16 protein-coding genes, 1 rRNA gene and 1 riboswitch are annotated in these 16,598 nt (G+C 40.6%); all 17 genes read left to right on the plus strand.

From position 1 onward, the window contains the following. Window positions 1-161 precede the first annotated feature (161 nt). The 17 genes from rrf to purD all read left to right on the plus strand — a co-directional run bounded on the left by rrf (window position 162) and on the right by purD (window position 16,560). Window positions 162-277 (plus strand): 5S ribosomal RNA (rrf, locus tag CEF19_RS11570). Window positions 278-453: 176 nt separating this feature from the next. Continuing rightward, on the plus strand, window positions 454-1,206 hold the full coding sequence (locus CEF19_RS11575) for an MOSC domain-containing protein (RefSeq protein ID WP_100406186.1): 753 nt from the start codon (window positions 454-456) through the stop codon (window positions 1,204-1,206). 88 nt (window positions 1,207-1,294) lie between these two features. Next, window positions 1,295-2,392: a type III polyketide synthase gene (locus tag CEF19_RS11580; protein WP_100406187.1), complete on the plus strand. Its 1,098-nt coding sequence runs from the start codon at window positions 1,295-1,297 to the stop codon at window positions 2,390-2,392. Beyond that, on the plus strand, window positions 2,392-2,952 hold the full coding sequence (locus CEF19_RS11585; RefSeq protein WP_100406188.1) for an isoprenylcysteine carboxyl methyltransferase family protein: 561 nt from the start codon (window positions 2,392-2,394) through the stop codon (window positions 2,950-2,952). The genes CEF19_RS11580 and CEF19_RS11585 overlap by 1 nt, the downstream gene beginning before the upstream one ends. Window positions 2,953-3,033: 81 nt before the next feature. Further along, complete coding sequence (locus CEF19_RS11590; RefSeq protein WP_100406189.1) at window positions 3,034-3,243, plus strand: NETI motif-containing protein; 210 nt, start codon at window positions 3,034-3,036, stop codon at window positions 3,241-3,243. Between the two features lie 75 nt (window positions 3,244-3,318). Further along, a riboswitch (purine riboswitch) is annotated at window positions 3,319-3,420 on the plus strand. Window positions 3,421-3,558: 138 nt separating this feature from the next. Further along, a complete protein-coding gene (gene purE, locus CEF19_RS11595) occupies window positions 3,559-4,044 on the plus strand; it encodes a 5-(carboxyamino)imidazole ribonucleotide mutase (protein ID WP_100406190.1) in 486 nt (161 codons plus the stop codon). After that, on the plus strand, window positions 4,041-5,162 hold the full coding sequence (gene purK, locus CEF19_RS11600) for a 5-(carboxyamino)imidazole ribonucleotide synthase (protein ID WP_100406191.1): 1,122 nt from the start codon (window positions 4,041-4,043) through the stop codon (window positions 5,160-5,162). Before purE ends, purK begins: the two co-directional genes overlap by 4 nt. 40 nt (window positions 5,163-5,202) lie before the next feature. Further along, entirely contained in the window at window positions 5,203-6,498 is a 1,296-nt protein-coding gene (purB, locus tag CEF19_RS11605) for an adenylosuccinate lyase (RefSeq protein ID WP_100406192.1), read from the plus strand. A 63-nt stretch (window positions 6,499-6,561) separates the two neighbouring features. Next, window positions 6,562-7,284 carry a phosphoribosylaminoimidazolesuccinocarboxamide synthase gene (purC, locus tag CEF19_RS11610; protein WP_100406193.1) on the plus strand — a complete coding sequence of 241 codons (723 nt, stop codon included), beginning with the start codon at window positions 6,562-6,564 and terminating at the stop codon, window positions 7,282-7,284. Next, complete coding sequence (gene purS / locus CEF19_RS11615; protein WP_100406194.1) at window positions 7,272-7,523, plus strand: phosphoribosylformylglycinamidine synthase subunit PurS; 252 nt, start codon at window positions 7,272-7,274, stop codon at window positions 7,521-7,523. The genes purC and purS overlap by 13 nt, the downstream gene beginning before the upstream one ends. Further along, window positions 7,520-8,203, plus strand: coding sequence for a phosphoribosylformylglycinamidine synthase subunit PurQ (gene purQ, locus CEF19_RS11620; RefSeq protein ID WP_100406195.1), 684 nt, complete (start codon window positions 7,520-7,522; stop codon window positions 8,201-8,203). The genes purS and purQ overlap by 4 nt, the downstream gene beginning before the upstream one ends. Then, a complete protein-coding gene (gene purL / locus CEF19_RS11625) occupies window positions 8,187-10,412 on the plus strand; it encodes a phosphoribosylformylglycinamidine synthase subunit PurL (RefSeq protein ID WP_100406196.1) in 2,226 nt (741 codons plus the stop codon). Before purQ ends, purL begins: the two co-directional genes overlap by 17 nt. Beyond that, window positions 10,388-11,800 (plus strand): amidophosphoribosyltransferase, encoded by a 1,413-nt coding sequence (purF, locus tag CEF19_RS11630; protein WP_100406197.1) that lies wholly within the window; start codon window positions 10,388-10,390, stop codon window positions 11,798-11,800. The genes purL and purF overlap by 25 nt, the downstream gene beginning before the upstream one ends. A gap of 19 nt (window positions 11,801-11,819) precedes the next feature. Further along, a complete protein-coding gene (gene purM, locus CEF19_RS11635; RefSeq protein ID WP_100406198.1) occupies window positions 11,820-12,857 on the plus strand; it encodes a phosphoribosylformylglycinamidine cyclo-ligase in 1,038 nt (345 codons plus the stop codon). Next, a complete protein-coding gene (gene purN, locus CEF19_RS11640) occupies window positions 12,854-13,426 on the plus strand; it encodes a phosphoribosylglycinamide formyltransferase (protein ID WP_100406199.1) in 573 nt (190 codons plus the stop codon). Before purM ends, purN begins: the two co-directional genes overlap by 4 nt. Window positions 13,427-13,489: 63 nt before the next feature. Next, window positions 13,490-15,028 carry a bifunctional phosphoribosylaminoimidazolecarboxamide formyltransferase/IMP cyclohydrolase gene (purH, locus tag CEF19_RS11645; RefSeq protein WP_100406200.1) on the plus strand — a complete coding sequence of 513 codons (1,539 nt, stop codon included), beginning with the start codon at window positions 13,490-13,492 and terminating at the stop codon, window positions 15,026-15,028. Between the two features lie 263 nt (window positions 15,029-15,291). After that, window positions 15,292-16,560, plus strand: coding sequence for a phosphoribosylamine--glycine ligase (purD, locus tag CEF19_RS11650; RefSeq protein WP_100406201.1), 1,269 nt, complete (start codon window positions 15,292-15,294; stop codon window positions 16,558-16,560). Window positions 16,561-16,598 lie beyond the last annotated feature (38 nt).

The raw sequence follows: 16,598 nt of genomic DNA on the forward strand, positions 1-16,598 counted from the left end.
TTTTCAGATTGTGACTCTGTTTACACATTATCTAGTTTTGAGAGAATTATTCTTTCAATTACCTCTTGATTTAACAAACATCAAGACAAAGCTACTTGGTCTACTCCTGCGTGCTGCGCTACTCGTCGCAAGCTAGCAAGGAAGTATAATCAGGTCGTAAGCTTGGTGGCGATAGCGAAGAGGTCACACCCGTTCCCATGCCGAACACGGTCGTTAAGCTCTTTTGCGCCAATGGTAGTTGGGGGCTTCCCCCTGTGAGAGTAGGACGTTGCCAGGCGATAAAGCACAACCCAAGGGGTTGTGCTTTTTTTAATTGTATAATATAAGAAAGCACAACTCAATTTAGATTGAAATGTGCTTTTTTACTTTCATAGATTTAATAATAGTATTTTTTGAAGCTGAACTATGAGTGAGGAGGCGATGCCAATCTTATAACATTTTGGACACGATCTAATGGAACGACAAACAACGTGTTATGGAAGGAAAGTGGAAAGTAGAGCAAGCTTTCATTTTCATGGTACACTTTTTAATAATATAGAGTCTGGGGGAATGAAATTGGTGTTTTCGGTAAAATCCATACATATTGGAAAACCTCGTCAATTGCAAATGAAAGGAAAAGCTATACAAAGTAGCATTTTTAAAGAATCTGTGACATCGAACGTAATGGTTACATCATTGGGAATCGAGGGAGATACTCAATCTGACCTTGTTAACCATGGGGGAGTAGATAAAGCTATTTGTGCCTATCCATTCGAGCATTATCCTTACTGGGAAAGAAAAATTAAAAAGGAATTAGAAGGTTCTGCCTTTGGTGAAAATTTAACATTAGAGGGACTTCTAGAGGATAAAATTCATATTGGTGATGTGTTTACATTTGGAAAAGCAATTATTCAAGTTAGTCAGCCAAGACAACCATGCTTTAAATTAGGTTTAAAACATTCAGAACCGAAGTTAACCTTATGGGTACAGGAAACAGGTTTTACAGGCTTTTACTTCCGAGTCTTAAAAGAAGGGGAAGTGGGTCAAAAAGACAGGTTAGAACTAATTGAAAGAAATCCAAGCTATCCCACGGTACACGAAACGAACCTTGTTAAATATGATAAAAATCCAAAGGTGGAAAGTTTAAAGCGTATGAGTGATATTCCAACACTTTCTGAAAGTTGGAAAGCTGAGTTTCGTCAAAGACTTCTGCGAAGCAAAAAGTAAACAATAATGTCTTTCTTCTATATAACATGCATGAGCTCGAATGATTTGGAGAATATTAAGTTTACAAAATATGTTAGGTGGTTAATGTATGCCTTCAATTATTTCTGTAGGAACTTATTCTCCTCCTTATGAATTAACACAGGAAATGACAACGGAGTTTGCACGTGAACTTTTTAGTGAGAGCTTTCAAGATATTGAACGTTTATTAAGCGTTTTTGTTAATGGTGAAATAGAAAAAAGGCATTTTGCTGTGCCCCTAAACTGGTTTAGAGAGAACCACACTCTCAAAGAGCGAAATGATTTATATATTGAACGTGCAACAACATATGGTGTTGAAGCGATAAAAGATTGCCTTCGCTCCAGCTTATTTTTAAATGAGGAAGTTAATGTGAAAGAAATTGATGCCATTATTCTCGTTTCAAGCACGGGGTTCTCAACACCGAGTTTAGAAGCTAGAATCATGAATATTCTCCCTTTTAAAACAACGACAAAGAGAATTCCTTTATGGGGTTTAGGATGTGCAGGGGGTGCCTCCGCTTTAAGCCGAGCTTTCGAATATTGCCAAGCGTATCGAGGTGCAAATGTTCTCGTTCTATGTATTGAACTATGTAGCTTGACGTTTCAACAAGAAGACCGAACCAAAAGTAACTTAATTGGAACTTCATTATTTGCTGATGGCGTTGCATGTGCACTCGTATCTGGGGAACAATCCAATCTCATTCATATATCAAAACAATCAGTACGTCCGGTGATAAAAGCAACTCAATCGGTCCTATTACCACATTCTGAAAGTGTTATGGGCTGGAATGTAAACGACAATGGGTTGAATGTAGTCTTTTCACGAGACATTCCGTCTCTTATTCAAGAATGGTTGAAACCTCATGTTGAAGATTTTTTAAATGACCATCAATTGAATTTGGAGCAGATTGAATCCTTTGTGGCACACCCTGGCGGAAAAAAAGTACTTCAAGCCTATGAGTATGCTCTAGGTTTTTCAAAGGAAGACATGGAGATACCGAAGCAAATCCTTCAACATTATGGAAACATGTCCTCTCCAACTGTTTTGTATGTTCTTAAGCAGTTTATGCTAGAACAGCAAAAAACGAATAATATAGGTTTGGTTGTGGCTTTAGGACCTGGATTTTCTCTAGAACAAGCAATCATTAAATGGGAGGCAATTCATTAATGACTATCATTTATCTATTAATTGCAGTTGTTATTGTTCAACGATTGATTGAATTGAAAATTGCCAGTCAAAATGCAAAATGGATAGTTAAACAAGGTGGGTATGAGGTAGGAAAAGACCATTATAAATTTATTGTAGCTGTACATACGTTATTTTTTGTGGCTTTACTAATTGAAATACTGTTATTTGAATTAACGTTAACATTATGGTCATTCATCCCATTTGGTTTGTTTGTAATCGCACAGTTTGGTCGGGTGTGGGCATTAACATCTCTAGGTAAGTTTTGGAATACACGAATCATGATTTTACCAGGAGCACGAGTTGTTGCAAAAGGACCATATCGCTTTATGAAACATCCGAATTATGTGATAGTTGTAGTTGAAATTGTGGCACTTCCTCTCATGTTTCAGGCCTATTTAACGGCACTTGTGTTTACAATGCTGAATGCTGTAGTTTTGTATGTGCGAATTAGGGAGGAAGAGCTAGCACTAGAAGCATTGACAAACTATAAAGAGGTGTTTAGCAATCGCAGGCGATTTGTTCCACGTTACGAGGATTGAATAAAGACATTTATGGAAAAGGTCATTATATGTTACTCTAAAATGAGAAGGTAAGGTACTAAAAAATGGAGGAAACGTCAATTGGTAAAGAAGCGGAAATGTAAATTTACAGTAGAGGACAATGAAACAATAGCTGATTGCTTAAAAAGGATAGAAAAAGAAGGGTATCAACCTGTTAGAAGAATGGAGGAACCAGTCTTTCAAGAAAAAAAGGTTGGAGGAAAAATGGAATATATTCCGATTAAGCAAAAAATCACTTTTGAAGGTATTTTAGCGGAAGGCGAACAATGATTGATAGACTTTTTAAATCGTTCGACTTTCTGTTGACATCGACTGTCGATACTTGTAAAATTAATGTGAATCAATCAGAAAAACGAAATACGACCTCATATAATCCTAGGGATATGGCCTAGAAGTTCCTACCTAATAACCGTAAATATTTAGACTATGAGGGAAAGTGTCGTCTTACAATAACACAAAGGTTTAAGCCTTAGTGTGCTTGAAGATGTCATAAAAGCGTAGAATTAGCTTACTTTCTCTCGATGAGCAGACAAAGACAGCTAGTTTTGCGCTTTTTTTAAGTAAAGCATCGAGAGGGGAAAAATGATGGAACCAGTAGTTGGTGTAATTATGGGAAGCACGTCCGATTGGGAGACGATGAGTCATGCCTGTCAGGTGCTAGAAGAATTAAATATCCCTTACGAAAAAAAGGTGGTTTCTGCACACCGTACTCCAGATTTAATGTTTACTTATGCGGAACAAGCTATAGAACGGGGATTTAAGGTGATTATTGCAGGTGCTGGAGGTGCTGCACATTTACCAGGTATGGTTGCGGCAAAAACAGTGCTACCTGTTATTGGGGTGCCCGTTCAATCTAAAGCACTCCAAGGACTTGATTCCTTATTATCGATTGTACAAATGCCGGGAGGTGTACCTGTAGCGACCGTAGCAATTGGTAAAGCAGGTGCAACAAACGCTGGCCTACTAGCAGCTCAAATTATTGGCTCTTTTGAACCAGCTGTGCAAGCAAGGCTAGTAGAGCGTCGTAGGAATACAGAACAAGTTGTTCTTGAAAGTAGTGATACACTATGAGTCGTTTTATCGCACCAGGGTCAACGATAGGAATCATAGGTGGTGGCCAGCTTGGAAGAATGATGGCTCTTTCAGCGAAACAAATGGGTTACCGTGTTGCTGTATTAGAACCATCCATTGATTCTCCTTGTGCCCAGGTTGCTGATGTCGTGATTGAAACGGCATATGGTGACATTGAAGGCGCAAAGCAAATTACAAAAGTATCAGATGTAATAACATATGAGTTTGAAAACATTGATGAAGAAACAGCCAAATGGATGACTGAAGAGTGTTACTTTCCTCAAGGTTTTGAGCTATTAGCAGTTACACAGCACCGGTTATTAGAAAAGGATAAAATCTCTTCATTAGGTGTGAAAGTTGCGCCGTATGCAGCGATTTTTGACGAGAAAGACATTGAAAAATCAATGCTATCAATTGGCTTTCCAGCCGTTCTTAAAACATGCAGAGGTGGCTATGACGGAAAAGGACAAGCTGTTGTGAAAAATGAACATGAACTCCGCGCAGCTGTATCACACTTATTGAAACAAGGAGAACTAGTGCTTGAAGGATGGGTTCCTTTTCAATGTGAAATTTCCGTTATTGTCACGAGGTCGACGCTAGGTGAAACAAAGGCGTTGCCAGTTGCTGAGAACATCCATCACAATAATATTCTACATCAATCTGTTGTTCCTGCTCGAATAACAGAACAGATGCAAAACTCAGCTAAAAACATTGCATTGACACTAGCGGATGGATTAAACCTTGTTGGAACATTAGCCGTTGAGATGTTCGTAAAAGAAGACGGTTCGATTCTTGTTAACGAACTTGCACCACGTCCGCATAATTCGGGACATTATTCAATTGAAGCATGTGAAACTTCGCAATTTGAACAACATATCCGTGCGATTTGTGGCTGGCCCTTGGGAGAAACCACATTACATTCTCCAGTTGTCATGGAAAATATACTAGGAGAACATGTTGAACCAATGATAGAAGCTATCCCTCTTATGTCAGGTGTAAAGCTGCATCTATATGGAAAGAAGGAAGCGATCGAAAAAAGAAAAATGGGCCATATGACTGCTCTAGGTGAAACAACTGCGAAAGCACTCGAAAAGTTAGCTAAATTACATCAGTATTAAAGAAATTTATATAGATATGAAGAAAGTGGAGGCTGGTAGCATGATAGAACGTTATACACGACCTGAAATGGGAGCGATTTGGACAGAGCAAAACCGTTACCAAGCATGGCTTGAAGTTGAAATTGTTGCGTGTGAAGCATGGTCGGAACTTGGAGAAATTCCAAAAGAAGATGTAGCGAAAATCAGAGAAAATGCGAGCTTTAATATTGAGCGTATTCTTGAAATTGAACAAGAAACTCGTCATGATGTTGTTGCTTTTACACGTGCCGTATCGGAGACACTAGGTGAAGAGCGAAAATGGGTTCATTATGGACTAACATCAACAGACGTTGTTGATACAGCTTTGTCTTATTTATTAAAACAAGCAAATGCCATTTTGGCGGATGACCTTGACCGTTTTCTTGCTGTTATAAAGGAGAAGGCCTTAGAGCAAAAATATACGGTGATGATGGGACGTACGCACGGTGTTCACGCAGAACCAACTACATTTGGTTTGAAATTAGCTTTATGGTATGAAGAAATGAAGCGTAATATTGAAAGATTCAAGCATGCAGCCGAAGGTGTTCGTGTAGGGAAGTTATCTGGTGCAGTTGGAACTTACGCAAATATTGACCCACGTGTGGAACAACTTGTTTGTGAAAAATTGGGTTTAGAAGCGGCGCCTATTTCAACTCAAACCCTACAACGTGACAGACATGCTGAGTATATGGCAACACTTGCTCTAATTGCTACTTCAATTGAAAAGTTTTCGGTTGAAATTCGTAGTTTGCAAAAGAGTGAAACACGTGAGGTTGAGGAGTTTTTTGCGAAAGGTCAGAAGGGCTCTTCTGCAATGCCACATAAGCGTAACCCAATCGGTTCTGAAAACATGACTGGGATGGCTCGTGTTATTCGTGGGTACATGATGACAGCATACGAAAACGTGCCACTTTGGCATGAGCGAGATATCTCTCATTCATCTGCAGAACGTGTGATTATTCCTGATGCAACCATTGCCTTGAATTATATGCTAAATCGTTTTGCGAATATCGTAAAGAATTTAACGGTGTTCCCAGAAAACATGAAGCGTAACATGACTCGCACATATGGATTGATCTATTCTCAACGTGTTCTACTTTCCCTTATTGATAAAGGAATGGCTCGTGAGGAAGCTTATGACTTAGTACAGCCAAGAGCGATGGAAGCATGGGAAAAGGGAGTTCAGTTTCGCGAGTTAATTGATGCAGAGGAAAGAGTTACGTCTATGCTTTCAAAAGAAGAGATAGACGAGTGTTTTGATTACAATCATCACCTCAAGCATGTAGATACGATATTTACACGTCTCGGACTAGAATAAGGGGTAGCTATCGCTCTTTATGTAAGATTATATGTCGATATCTTGTAACCGGAGGGTTAATTCATGGAAAAAAGAGACTTGCTTTATGAAGGTAAAGCGAAAAGAATCTATCAAACTGAAGATGAGCAAGTATTATGGGTTGAGTACAAGGATGATGCAACGGCATTTAATGGTGAAAAAAAGGATGTCCTTACCGGGAAATCCCGTTTAAATAATGAGATCTCCTCGTTGATTTTTAAATGCCTTAAAGACAATGGTCTCGAAAGTCATTTTATCGATAGATTATCTGAAACAGAACAACTTGTTCGCAAAGTAGACATCGTCCCACTTGAAGTTGTAGTTCGTAATGTGGTTGCTGGAAGTATGGCAAAACGACTCGGATTAGAAGAAGGGACACCTTTACTAAAACCTATTGTCGAGTTTTATTTCAAGGATGATGCGCTTGGTGATCCACTCGTCACTGAAGACCATATCTTTTTACTAGAAGCAGCAACGAAAGAAGAAGTAGAACAATTAAAGGTTCGTGCGATTAAGGTAAATGAACTATTAATCACGATGTTTGCAGGCATAAATGTAAAACTTATTGACTTCAAGCTTGAATTTGGAAGAACTGTGGACGGGGACATCTTACTAGCTGATGAAATCTCACCTGATACTTGTCGATTATGGGATAAAGACACGAACGAACGATTTGATAAAGATTTATTCCGTCGTAATTTAGGAAGCTTACAAGATGGTTACCAAGAAATTTTAACTCGTTTAGGAGGCACATCATGTTCAAAGTAAAAGTATATATCACGTTAAGAGAAAGTGTTCTAGATCCTCAGGGCGTAGCCGTTAAAAAGTCATTGCATGCGATGGAATACAAAGAGGTTGATGAAGTTCGTATTGGTAAATATATGGAACTGACGTTAACAGATAATACAAATATTGATGAGCGTGTAAAAGAAATGTGCGAAAAGCTTTTAGCAAACACAGTGATTGAAGATTATCGTTTTGAAGTCGAGGAGGTTGTATCTTCATGAAGTTTGCAGTCATAGTCTTTCCAGGATCAAACTGCGATTCTGATATGTACCATGCGATTCGTGACGGTCTTGGGGAAGAAGTAGCCTACGTACGCCATGATGAAACATCATTAGAAGGGTTTGATGCGATTCTTCTTCCAGGTGGATTTTCTTACGGTGATTATCTTCGTTCAGGAGCAATCGCTCGTTTCGCTCCAATTATGACAGCGGTGATTGAAGCTGCAGAACAAGGTAAGCCAGTCCTAGGTGTATGTAATGGCTTCCAAATCCTACTTGAAGCAGGTTTATTAGAAGGCGCAATGAAACGTAATGAAGGGCTGAAATTTATTTGCCGCCCAGCAACGTTGCAAGTAGAAAACGCCGCTACGATGTTTTCTAGTGGCTATGAAGCCGGAGAGAAAATTACCATTCCTGTTGCACATGGTGAAGGAAACTATGAGTGTGATGAAGAAACACTTGCTCGTTTAGAGAAAAACAATCAGGTGGTCTTCCGTTATGCAGATCCAATTAACGGTTCGCGTAATCACATTGCTGGAATTGTAAATCAAAAAGGAAATGTACTCGGAATGATGCCTCACCCGGAGAGAGCGGTTGAAGAGCTTCTTGGCAGTACAGATGGTATTAAACTATTTCAATCAGTTTTAAGAAATTGGAGGGAATCTCATGTCACTACTACTTGAGCCAACAGCGGAACGTGTAAAAGAAGAAAAATTATACCGTGATATGGGGCTAACTGACGATGAATTTGCAATGGTTGAAAACATTCTGGGGCGTTCACCGAACTACACAGAGCTAGGATTATTTTCGGTTATGTGGTCAGAGCACTGTAGTTATAAAAACTCTAAAGTAGTGTTAAAAAAGTTTCCTGTAACTGGAGAGAAAGTGTTACAGGGACCTGGTGAAGGTGCCGGAATTATTGATATTGGCGATGAGCAAGCGGTTGTTTTCAAAATCGAGAGTCATAATCATCCTTCTGCTATCGAGCCTTACCAAGGAGCAGCAACTGGTGTTGGAGGAATTTTACGTGATATCTTTTCAATGGGAGCTCGTCCCATTGCTAGTTTAAATTCTTTACGTTTTGGTGAATTAACTTCTCCAAAAGTCAGATATTTATTTGAGGAAGTCGTAGCAGGAATTGCCGGGTACGGAAATTGCGTCGGTGTTCCTACAGTTGGAGGAGAAGTTCAATTTGACCCTTGTTATGAAGGGAATCCTTTAGTAAACGCGATGTGTGTTGGGCTTATTGACCATAAGGATATTCAAAAAGGACAAGCAAAGGGTATTGGTAATACCGTTATGTATGTGGGAGCTAGTACTGGCCGAGATGGCATTCATGGTGCAACGTTCGCATCTGAAGAATTAAGTGAAAGCTCAGAAGAGAAGCGCCCAGCTGTTCAAGTTGGAGATCCTTTTATGGAGAAACTTCTAATTGAGGCCTGTCTAGAGCTTATCCATTGTGATGCTCTAGTAGGAATTCAAGATATGGGAGCAGCAGGATTAACGTCTTCTTCAGCAGAAATGGCTAGTAAAGCTGGTTCTGGTATTGAAATGAACCTTGACTTAGTTCCACAACGCGAAAAAGGGATGACACCATATGAAATGATGTTATCTGAGTCTCAAGAACGTATGTTAATTGTTGTTGAAAAAGGTCGAGAGCATGAAATTAAGGAAATAGTTGACCGTTGGGGTTTACATTCTGCTGAAGTTGGCCACGTTACAGATGACAAGCGTCTTCGCTTGGTTCATAAGGGCGAAGTTGTTGCAGACGTTCCCGTTGATGCTTTAGCAGAAGAAGCACCTGTTTACCATAAGCCTTCAAAGGTACCTGCGTATTATGAAGAGTTTCAAAAGCTTACACCGTCTACTCCAGAAGTGAAAGATGTAAAGAAAACATTATTAAATTTATTGGCACAACCAACAATTGCAAGCAAAGAGTGGGTTTATGACCAATATGATTATATGGTTCAAACAAATACAGTTGTAAGTCCTGGTTCAGATGCTGCTGTTGTTCGTATTCGTGGAACGCGTAAGGCGCTTGCGATGACGACAGACTGTAATTCTCGCTATCTGTACCTCGACCCTGAAGTCGGTGGAAAAATTGCTATCGCAGAAGCCGCACGTAACATTGTATGTTCTGGTGGTGTACCACTAGGCGTTACAGATTGTTTAAACTATGGTAGTCCAGATAAGCCAGAAATTTTCTGGCAACTAGAAACTTCAACTGATGGTATGAGTGAAGCATGTCGCGTACTTTCAACACCAGTAATTGGTGGGAATGTGTCTCTATATAATGAAACAAACGGTGTAGCTATCTACCCGACACCAGTTATTGGAATGGTCGGCTTGATTGAAGACATTGATCATATTACTACTCAAAGCTTTAAACAAGCAGGAGACTTAGTTTATTTATTAGGTGAAACGAAGCCTGAATTTGGTGGAAGTGAGCTGCAAAAGCTGATTGAAGGAAACATATCGGGGCAAGCACCTTCTATTGATTTAGAAGTAGAAAAGACTCGCCAAGCTGAATTACTAAAGGCTATTCAAGCTGGACTTGTTGCGTCAGCTCATGACATTTCTGAAGGTGGTTTGAGTGTAGCCCTTGCAGAATGTATGACAAGTGGAACAATCGGAGCACAAGTAACAGTTGCTGGAGAGCAAACTGCTGAATTATTTGCTGAATCACAATCTAGATTTATTGTGACAGTAAAGCCTGAAAATCGTGAAGCATTTGAGGCTGCTGTACAAGCACAAGTTATTGGAGAGGTGACAGAAGAGGCGAAGCTTGTCATTAAAGACAAGAACGAAGCAGTCATCCTAGAAGCAACGCAAGAAGAAATCGTATCGGCTTGGAAAGGAGCCATTCCATGTTTGCTGAAATCAAAGGCTTAAATGAAGAGTGCGGTGTCTTTGCCGTTTGGGGTCATAAAGATGCAGCGCAAATTACGTATTATGGGTTGCACAGTCTTCAACATCGTGGCCAAGAAGGCGCTGGGATCGTTGTGACAGATGGAGAAAAACTATCGATTCACAAAGGTCTTGGTTTAGTAAATGACGTGTTCAATCCTGATACTCTTTCTTCATTAAAAGGGAAAGCAGCCATTGGACATGTTCGTTATGCAACAGCGGGGGGCGGCGGCTTTGCCAATGTCCAGCCGCTGCTTTTCCGCTCACAGATGGGAAGCTTAGCGATTTGCCACAACGGAAATTTAGTAAATGCTAATAACATGAAACATCAGCTTGAAAGCCAAGGAAGTATTTTTCAATCAACATCTGATACAGAAGTTCTTGCACATTTAATTAAGCGTAGCGGGTTTCCTACACTAGAGGACCAGGTACGCAATTCATTAACAATGTTAAAAGGTGCGTATGCATTTGCGATTATGAATGAGGAACAATTAATTGTTGCTCTTGATCCGAATGGTCTGCGACCGTTATCGATAGGTAAAATAGGGGATGCCTATGTGGTTGCTTCTGAAACATGTGCGTTTGATATTATTGGAGCTGAGTATGTACGTGAGGTGGAGCCAGGTGAAATCGTTGTGATAGATGACAATGGCCTTAGAGCTCAACGTTTTGTAAACCAGACTGCTCGTTCAATTTGTAGTATGGAATATGTTTACTTTGCTCGTCCAGATAGTAATGTTGATGAAATTAATGTTCATACAGCAAGAAAAAGTCTTGGGAAGCAGCTAGCGATTGAAGCGCCAGTTGAGGCTGACGTTGTAACAGGGGTTCCCGACTCAAGTATTTCCGCTGCGATTGGCTACGCGGAGCAGACAGGTATCCCATACGAACTAGGAATGATTAAGAACCGTTATGTTGGTCGTACGTTTATCCAACCTTCACAGGAACTTCGTGAACAGGGTGTGAAAATGAAACTTTCAGCTGTTCGTGGTGTTGTAGAAGGGAAGCGTGTTGTGATGATTGATGATTCGATTGTTCGCGGAACAACTAGTCGTCGAATTGTAAATATGCTCCGTGAAGCAGGCGCGTTAGAGGTGCACGTTCGTATTAGTTCACCACCTATTAAAAACCCGTGCTATTATGGAATTGATACATCAACAACAGACGAACTTATTGCTTCAAATCACTCAATCGAAGAAATGCGTGAGATGATGGGAGCTGATTCTCTTTCATTCCTTTCAACAGAAGGATTAATGAAAGGAATAGGCCGTCCAGATAGTGATAGCAACTGCGGTCAATGTCTCGCTTGCTTTACTGGAGAATATCCAACGGAGATTTACCCAGATACATTGCATCCACATGCAAAGGTTTAATTATTAGGAGGTTTTAGACATGTCAGAAGCTTATAAACAAGCAGGAGTGGACATTGAAGCTGGCTATGAATCAGTGAAACGTATGAAAAGCCATGTAGAACGTACTACTCGTCAAGGAGTTATCGGTGGATTAGGAGGCTTTGGCGGGATGTTTGATCTCTCAAGCCTGAACTTAAAGGAGCCGGTCCTTGTCTCAGGAACGGACGGGGTAGGTACAAAGCTGATGCTTGCATTCATGATGGACCGTCATGATACGATTGGAATTGATGCGGTCGCTATGTGTGTGAATGACATTGTCGTTCAAGGTGCGGAGCCTCTTTATTTTCTAGATTATATTGCATGTGGAAAAGCAGTTCCAGAAAGAATCGAAGCCATCGTTAAAGGGATTGCTGACGGTTGTGAGCAAGCAGGCTGTGCATTAATCGGCGGAGAAACTGCAGAAATGCCAGGTATGTACGATCCTGAAGAATATGACTTAGCTGGGTTCTCTGTAGGTGCAGTTGAAAAGCAACAGCTTATTACAGGGGAGAACATTCAACCTGGGGATGTCGTGATTGGGTTAACATCCAGCGGGATTCATAGTAATGGCTTTTCACTTGTCCGCAAAATCTTTCTAGCTGACCACAAACTTTCATTAGAAGATACCTTAGAAGGACTAGAAGGTACACTTGGTGAAGCTTTGTTAACACCAACAAAGATTTATGTGAAACCTTTATTAAATTGTTTACGTAAGTTTGATGTTCATGGTCTTGCCCACATTACTGGTGGTGGCTTCTATGAAAATATCCCGCGGATGCTACCAAGTGGAACAAAGGTCGAAGTAGAAAACGGCTCGTGGCCAGTCCCAACAATATTCTCGTTATTAGCTGAATATGGAAATCTTACAGCGCGTGAACAGTTCTCAACGTTTAATATGGGAATTGGTATGGTTATGGTTGTTCCAGAAGAGCAGAAAGAAGCTGTGCTAAGTCAGTTAAAAGCGGATGGAGAAGAAGCATTCGTAATTGGTCGTGTGACAGCAGGCGAAGGGATAACAATTGGAGGCATTGACGCATGAAAGTAGCGATATTTGCTTCTGGCAGTGGTACGAATGCCCAGGCAATTATAGAAGCTGTTTTACAAGGAACGTTAGATATTGAAGTTGGACTGATTGTCAGCGATAAACCGCAAGCACGGGTTTTAGAACGTGCCGCTAAATACAATATTCCTACTTTTGCTTTCACACCGAAAAACTTTTCTTCAAAAGCGGAATTCGAGAAGGAAATTGTTGAGAAGCTTTATGATGCTAATATTGAATTTGTTGTCTTAGCAGGATATATGAGATTAATCGGACCAACTTTACTTGAAGCGTATGGTGGGAAAATGATTAATATTCACCCATCTCTATTACCTTCATTCTCTGGACTTGACGCGATAGGACAGGCCTTTCAAGCCAAGGTTAAGGTTACTGGTGTGACGATTCATTACGTAGATGCCGGTATGGATACGGGACCAATTATTGCTCAAGAAGCGGTTAGAATAGATGAAGAAGAAACACTAGAAACATTAACAAAGAAAATTCAAGCGCTGGAGCATCGTCTCTATCCCGAAACACTTCAAGTCATCAAGAAGCAAATGAATTTATAAAACTAGAGTGAGGAGGAGACTGTTTCCTCCTCATTCACTTTGAGATAAGAAGGGAGCAAGAACATGACAAAACGAAGAGCATTGGTCAGTGTATCAGATAAAGCTGGAATTGTCCCATTCGTTCAGGCTTTAGCAGATAAAGGATTTGAAATTGTTTCAACAGGAGGCACTCATAAGGCGTTGGTAGAAGCTGGCGTTCCGGTAACGGGTATTTCTGAAGTAACGGGTTTTCCTGAAATTTTAGACGGACGGGTAAAGACGCTACATCCAAATATCCATGGTGGTTTGTTAGCTATGAGAGAAAAAGAAGAGCATCAAGCACAGATCAAGGAACATAATATACAACCAATTGATGTGGTTGTTGTAAATCTTTACCCCTTTCAGCAAACGATCGCAAATAAGGATGCTACATTTGCTGAGGCGATTGAAAATATTGATATTGGTGGTCCAAGTATGCTTCGTTCTGCCGCAAAAAACCATCAGCATGTAACGGTTGTTGTGGATCCTGCTGATTATGATTTGGTTTTGTCTGAGTTAAATGCCGATGATAACGTATCAGTTGAAACCAAACGTAAGCTTGCTGCCAAGGTTTTCCGCCATACAGCTGCTTATGATGCGGTCATTGCTGAATATTTAACTGCCGCAGTGGGTGAAGAAAACCCAGAATCATTAACAGTTACATATGAAAAGAAACAAGTTCTTCGTTACGGAGAAAACCCTCATCAGAAAGCAACATTTTATAAAAAGCCGCTAGCAGATGCGAGCTCAATTGCTGCAGCAACCCAGCTACATGGTAAGGAGCTTTCGTATAATAACATAAATGACGCGGATGCAGCTCTCGCTATTGTAAAGGAGTTTAATGAGCCAACAGCCGTCGCAGTAAAGCATATGAATCCTTGTGGCGTAGGAACAGGGGATACAATAGAAGCGGCATATGACAAAGCATATGAAGCGGATCCTGTATCCATTTTCGGCGGAATTGTTGCATTGAACCGTGAAGTTGACGCGGCAACAGCATTAAAAATGAAAGAAATCTTCTTAGAGATTATTATTGCACCTTCTTTTACAAAGGAAGCCTTAGAGATATTAACTTCAAAGAAAAATCTTCGTCTTTTAACAGTTGATTTCTCAGGGGAAGATAAGTCTGAAAAGACATTAACCTCAGTTCATGGTGGACTACTGGTTCAAGATGAAGACCGTTTTGGATTCGATAACGCTGAAATCTCCGTTCCAACAAAACGTGAACCAACGGAAGAAGAATGGGCAGCATTGAAGCTAGCATGGAAAGTTGTTAAACACGTAAAGTCCAATGCGATTGTTCTAGCAAATGGTCAAATGACAGTCGGTATCGGGGCTGGTCAAATGAACCGTGTAGGCGCTGCAGGTATCGCTATCGAGCAAGCAGCCGAGCGAATTCAAGGTTCAGTCATGGGTTCAGATGCCTTTTTTCCAATGGGAGACACAGTTGAAAATGCAGGACAAGCTGGAATTACAGCAATTATTCAACCAGGCGGTTCAATACGTGACCAAGAATCAATTGATATGGCAGATAAATATGGCATCGCCATGGTCCTAACAGGCCTACGCCACTTCAAACACTAAAGTGAAAGTACAAAAAGGCCGATTTTGCCTTTTTGTACTTTCACGAAGCAAGAGCGAAGCCGCTGTATCTTTTAAGCCAGAATGAGCGCACTTCTCATTCGGGCGAACAGCGGGCGTAGCCTTGCAAAAAAAAGCAAAAAGGCCGATTTTGCCTTTTTGTACTTTCACGAAGCCGCTGTATCTATTAAGCGATTCAAATTCAAAGAAGAGTAATGGCTTTGCTCATTGCTTCTAGGTAAACTAAATTTAGGAGGGAAATGGTCATGAAAGTACTTGTAATTGGTAGCGGTGGTCGTGAGCATACGATTGCTTGGAAATTTGCACAAAGTAAACAAGTTGAGCAAGTGTTTGTTGTACCAGGAAATGACGGTATGATAGATATCGCTACACCTGTGGCTATTGCAGAAAGTGACCATGATGGACTCGTTGCTTTTGCAAAAGAAAACAATATCGAGTTAACATTTGTAGGCCCTGAGGTTCCACTTCTTGCTGGTGTGGTCGATCGTTTTCAGGAAGAAGGTTTGAAAGTCTTTGGACCGAAAAAAGAAGCTGCACTTCTTGAAGGAAGCAAATCCTATGCGAAAATGATTATGAAAAAATACAACATCCCTACAGGAGCGTATGAAACCTTTTCTAAATTTGATGAAGCCGTTGCTTATGTAAAAGCGCAAGGCGCACCAATAGTCATTAAAGCTGATGGGTTAGCAGCTGGTAAGGGTGTTGTCGTTGCAATGACGGAAGACGAAGCGCTACAAGCACTAGATTATATGCTAAATGACAAAGCGTTTGGTGATGCGAGTGCAAGTGTTGTGATTGAGGAATATCTTGAAGGAGAAGAGCTTTCTCTTATGGCATTTGTTCATCATGACACGGTCATTCCGATGGTTGGAGCTCAGGATCACAAGCGTGCTTATGACCATGATGAAGGTCCAAATACTGGGGGTATGGGGGCATATTCACCGGTTCCACAATTTAAACAAGAACAACTTGAGGAGGCCGTGCAGCGCGTACTTCAACCGACAGCTAATGCGATGATTACCGAAGGACGTTCATTTACAGGTATTTTATATGCGGGTTTAATGATGACGAATGTAGGGCCTAAAGTAATCGAGTTTAATGTTCGTTTCGGTGATCCGGAAACACAAGTTGTCCTTCCGCGATTAGAATCAGACCTTGTCGATGTGCTAGTAGGCTTACTAAATGGAGAAAAGCCTGAATTGACTTGGACAAATGATGCGATTGTTGGTGTGGTTATGGCGAGTAAAGGTTATCCGCTTGAATATGATAAAGGTGTAGTAATTAATGGTTTAGATAAGGTGGAACCAGAATCGTTATTATTTCATGCAGGAACAAAAAAGGTCAACGATAAATGGGAAACTAATGGAGGACGCGTCCTTTTATTGGCGGAAAGAGGAAAAACAATAAGTGAAGCGCAAGAGGCGGTATACAAAGCGATAGAAAATATACAATCTGAGGGTCTTTTCTATCGCACTGATATTGCTCAAAAGGCTATTTCGCGGAAGTCACTGTAAAACGAACCCTTTTGTCTTCAAGAAAGTGAAAATCGACC

The sequence above is a fragment of the Bacillus solitudinis genome (assembly GCF_002797395.1).
Classification (GTDB): domain Bacteria; phylum Bacillota; class Bacilli; order Bacillales; family Bacillaceae_D; genus Halalkalibacter_A; species Halalkalibacter_A solitudinis.

What these genes read in the sequence shown, in the direction of transcription:
- CEF19_RS11575 (WP_100406186.1), top strand. Translation starts at nt 454, where the DNA reads ATGGAACGACAAACAACGTGTTATGGAAGGAAAGTGGAAAGTAGAGCA.
- CEF19_RS11580 (WP_100406187.1), top strand. Translation starts at nt 1,295, where the DNA reads ATGCCTTCAATTATTTCTGTAGGAACTTATTCTCCTCCTTATGAATTA.
- CEF19_RS11585 (WP_100406188.1), top strand. Translation starts at nt 2,392, where the DNA reads ATGACTATCATTTATCTATTAATTGCAGTTGTTATTGTTCAACGATTG.
- purE (WP_100406190.1), top strand. Translation starts at nt 3,559, where the DNA reads ATGGAACCAGTAGTTGGTGTAATTATGGGAAGCACGTCCGATTGGGAG.
- purK (WP_100406191.1), top strand. Translation starts at nt 4,041, where the DNA reads ATGAGTCGTTTTATCGCACCAGGGTCAACGATAGGAATCATAGGTGGT.
- purB (WP_100406192.1), top strand. Translation starts at nt 5,203, where the DNA reads ATGATAGAACGTTATACACGACCTGAAATGGGAGCGATTTGGACAGAG.
- purC (WP_100406193.1), top strand. Translation starts at nt 6,562, where the DNA reads ATGGAAAAAAGAGACTTGCTTTATGAAGGTAAAGCGAAAAGAATCTAT.
- purS (WP_100406194.1), top strand. Translation starts at nt 7,272, where the DNA reads ATGTTCAAAGTAAAAGTATATATCACGTTAAGAGAAAGTGTTCTAGAT.
- purQ (WP_100406195.1), top strand. Translation starts at nt 7,520, where the DNA reads ATGAAGTTTGCAGTCATAGTCTTTCCAGGATCAAACTGCGATTCTGAT.
- purL (WP_100406196.1), top strand. Translation starts at nt 8,187, where the DNA reads ATGTCACTACTACTTGAGCCAACAGCGGAACGTGTAAAAGAAGAAAAA.
- purF (WP_100406197.1), top strand. Translation starts at nt 10,388, where the DNA reads ATGTTTGCTGAAATCAAAGGCTTAAATGAAGAGTGCGGTGTCTTTGCC.
- purM (WP_100406198.1), top strand. Translation starts at nt 11,820, where the DNA reads ATGTCAGAAGCTTATAAACAAGCAGGAGTGGACATTGAAGCTGGCTAT.
- purN (WP_100406199.1), top strand. Translation starts at nt 12,854, where the DNA reads ATGAAAGTAGCGATATTTGCTTCTGGCAGTGGTACGAATGCCCAGGCA.
- purH (WP_100406200.1), top strand. Translation starts at nt 13,490, where the DNA reads ATGACAAAACGAAGAGCATTGGTCAGTGTATCAGATAAAGCTGGAATT.
- purD (WP_100406201.1), top strand. Translation starts at nt 15,292, where the DNA reads ATGAAAGTACTTGTAATTGGTAGCGGTGGTCGTGAGCATACGATTGCT.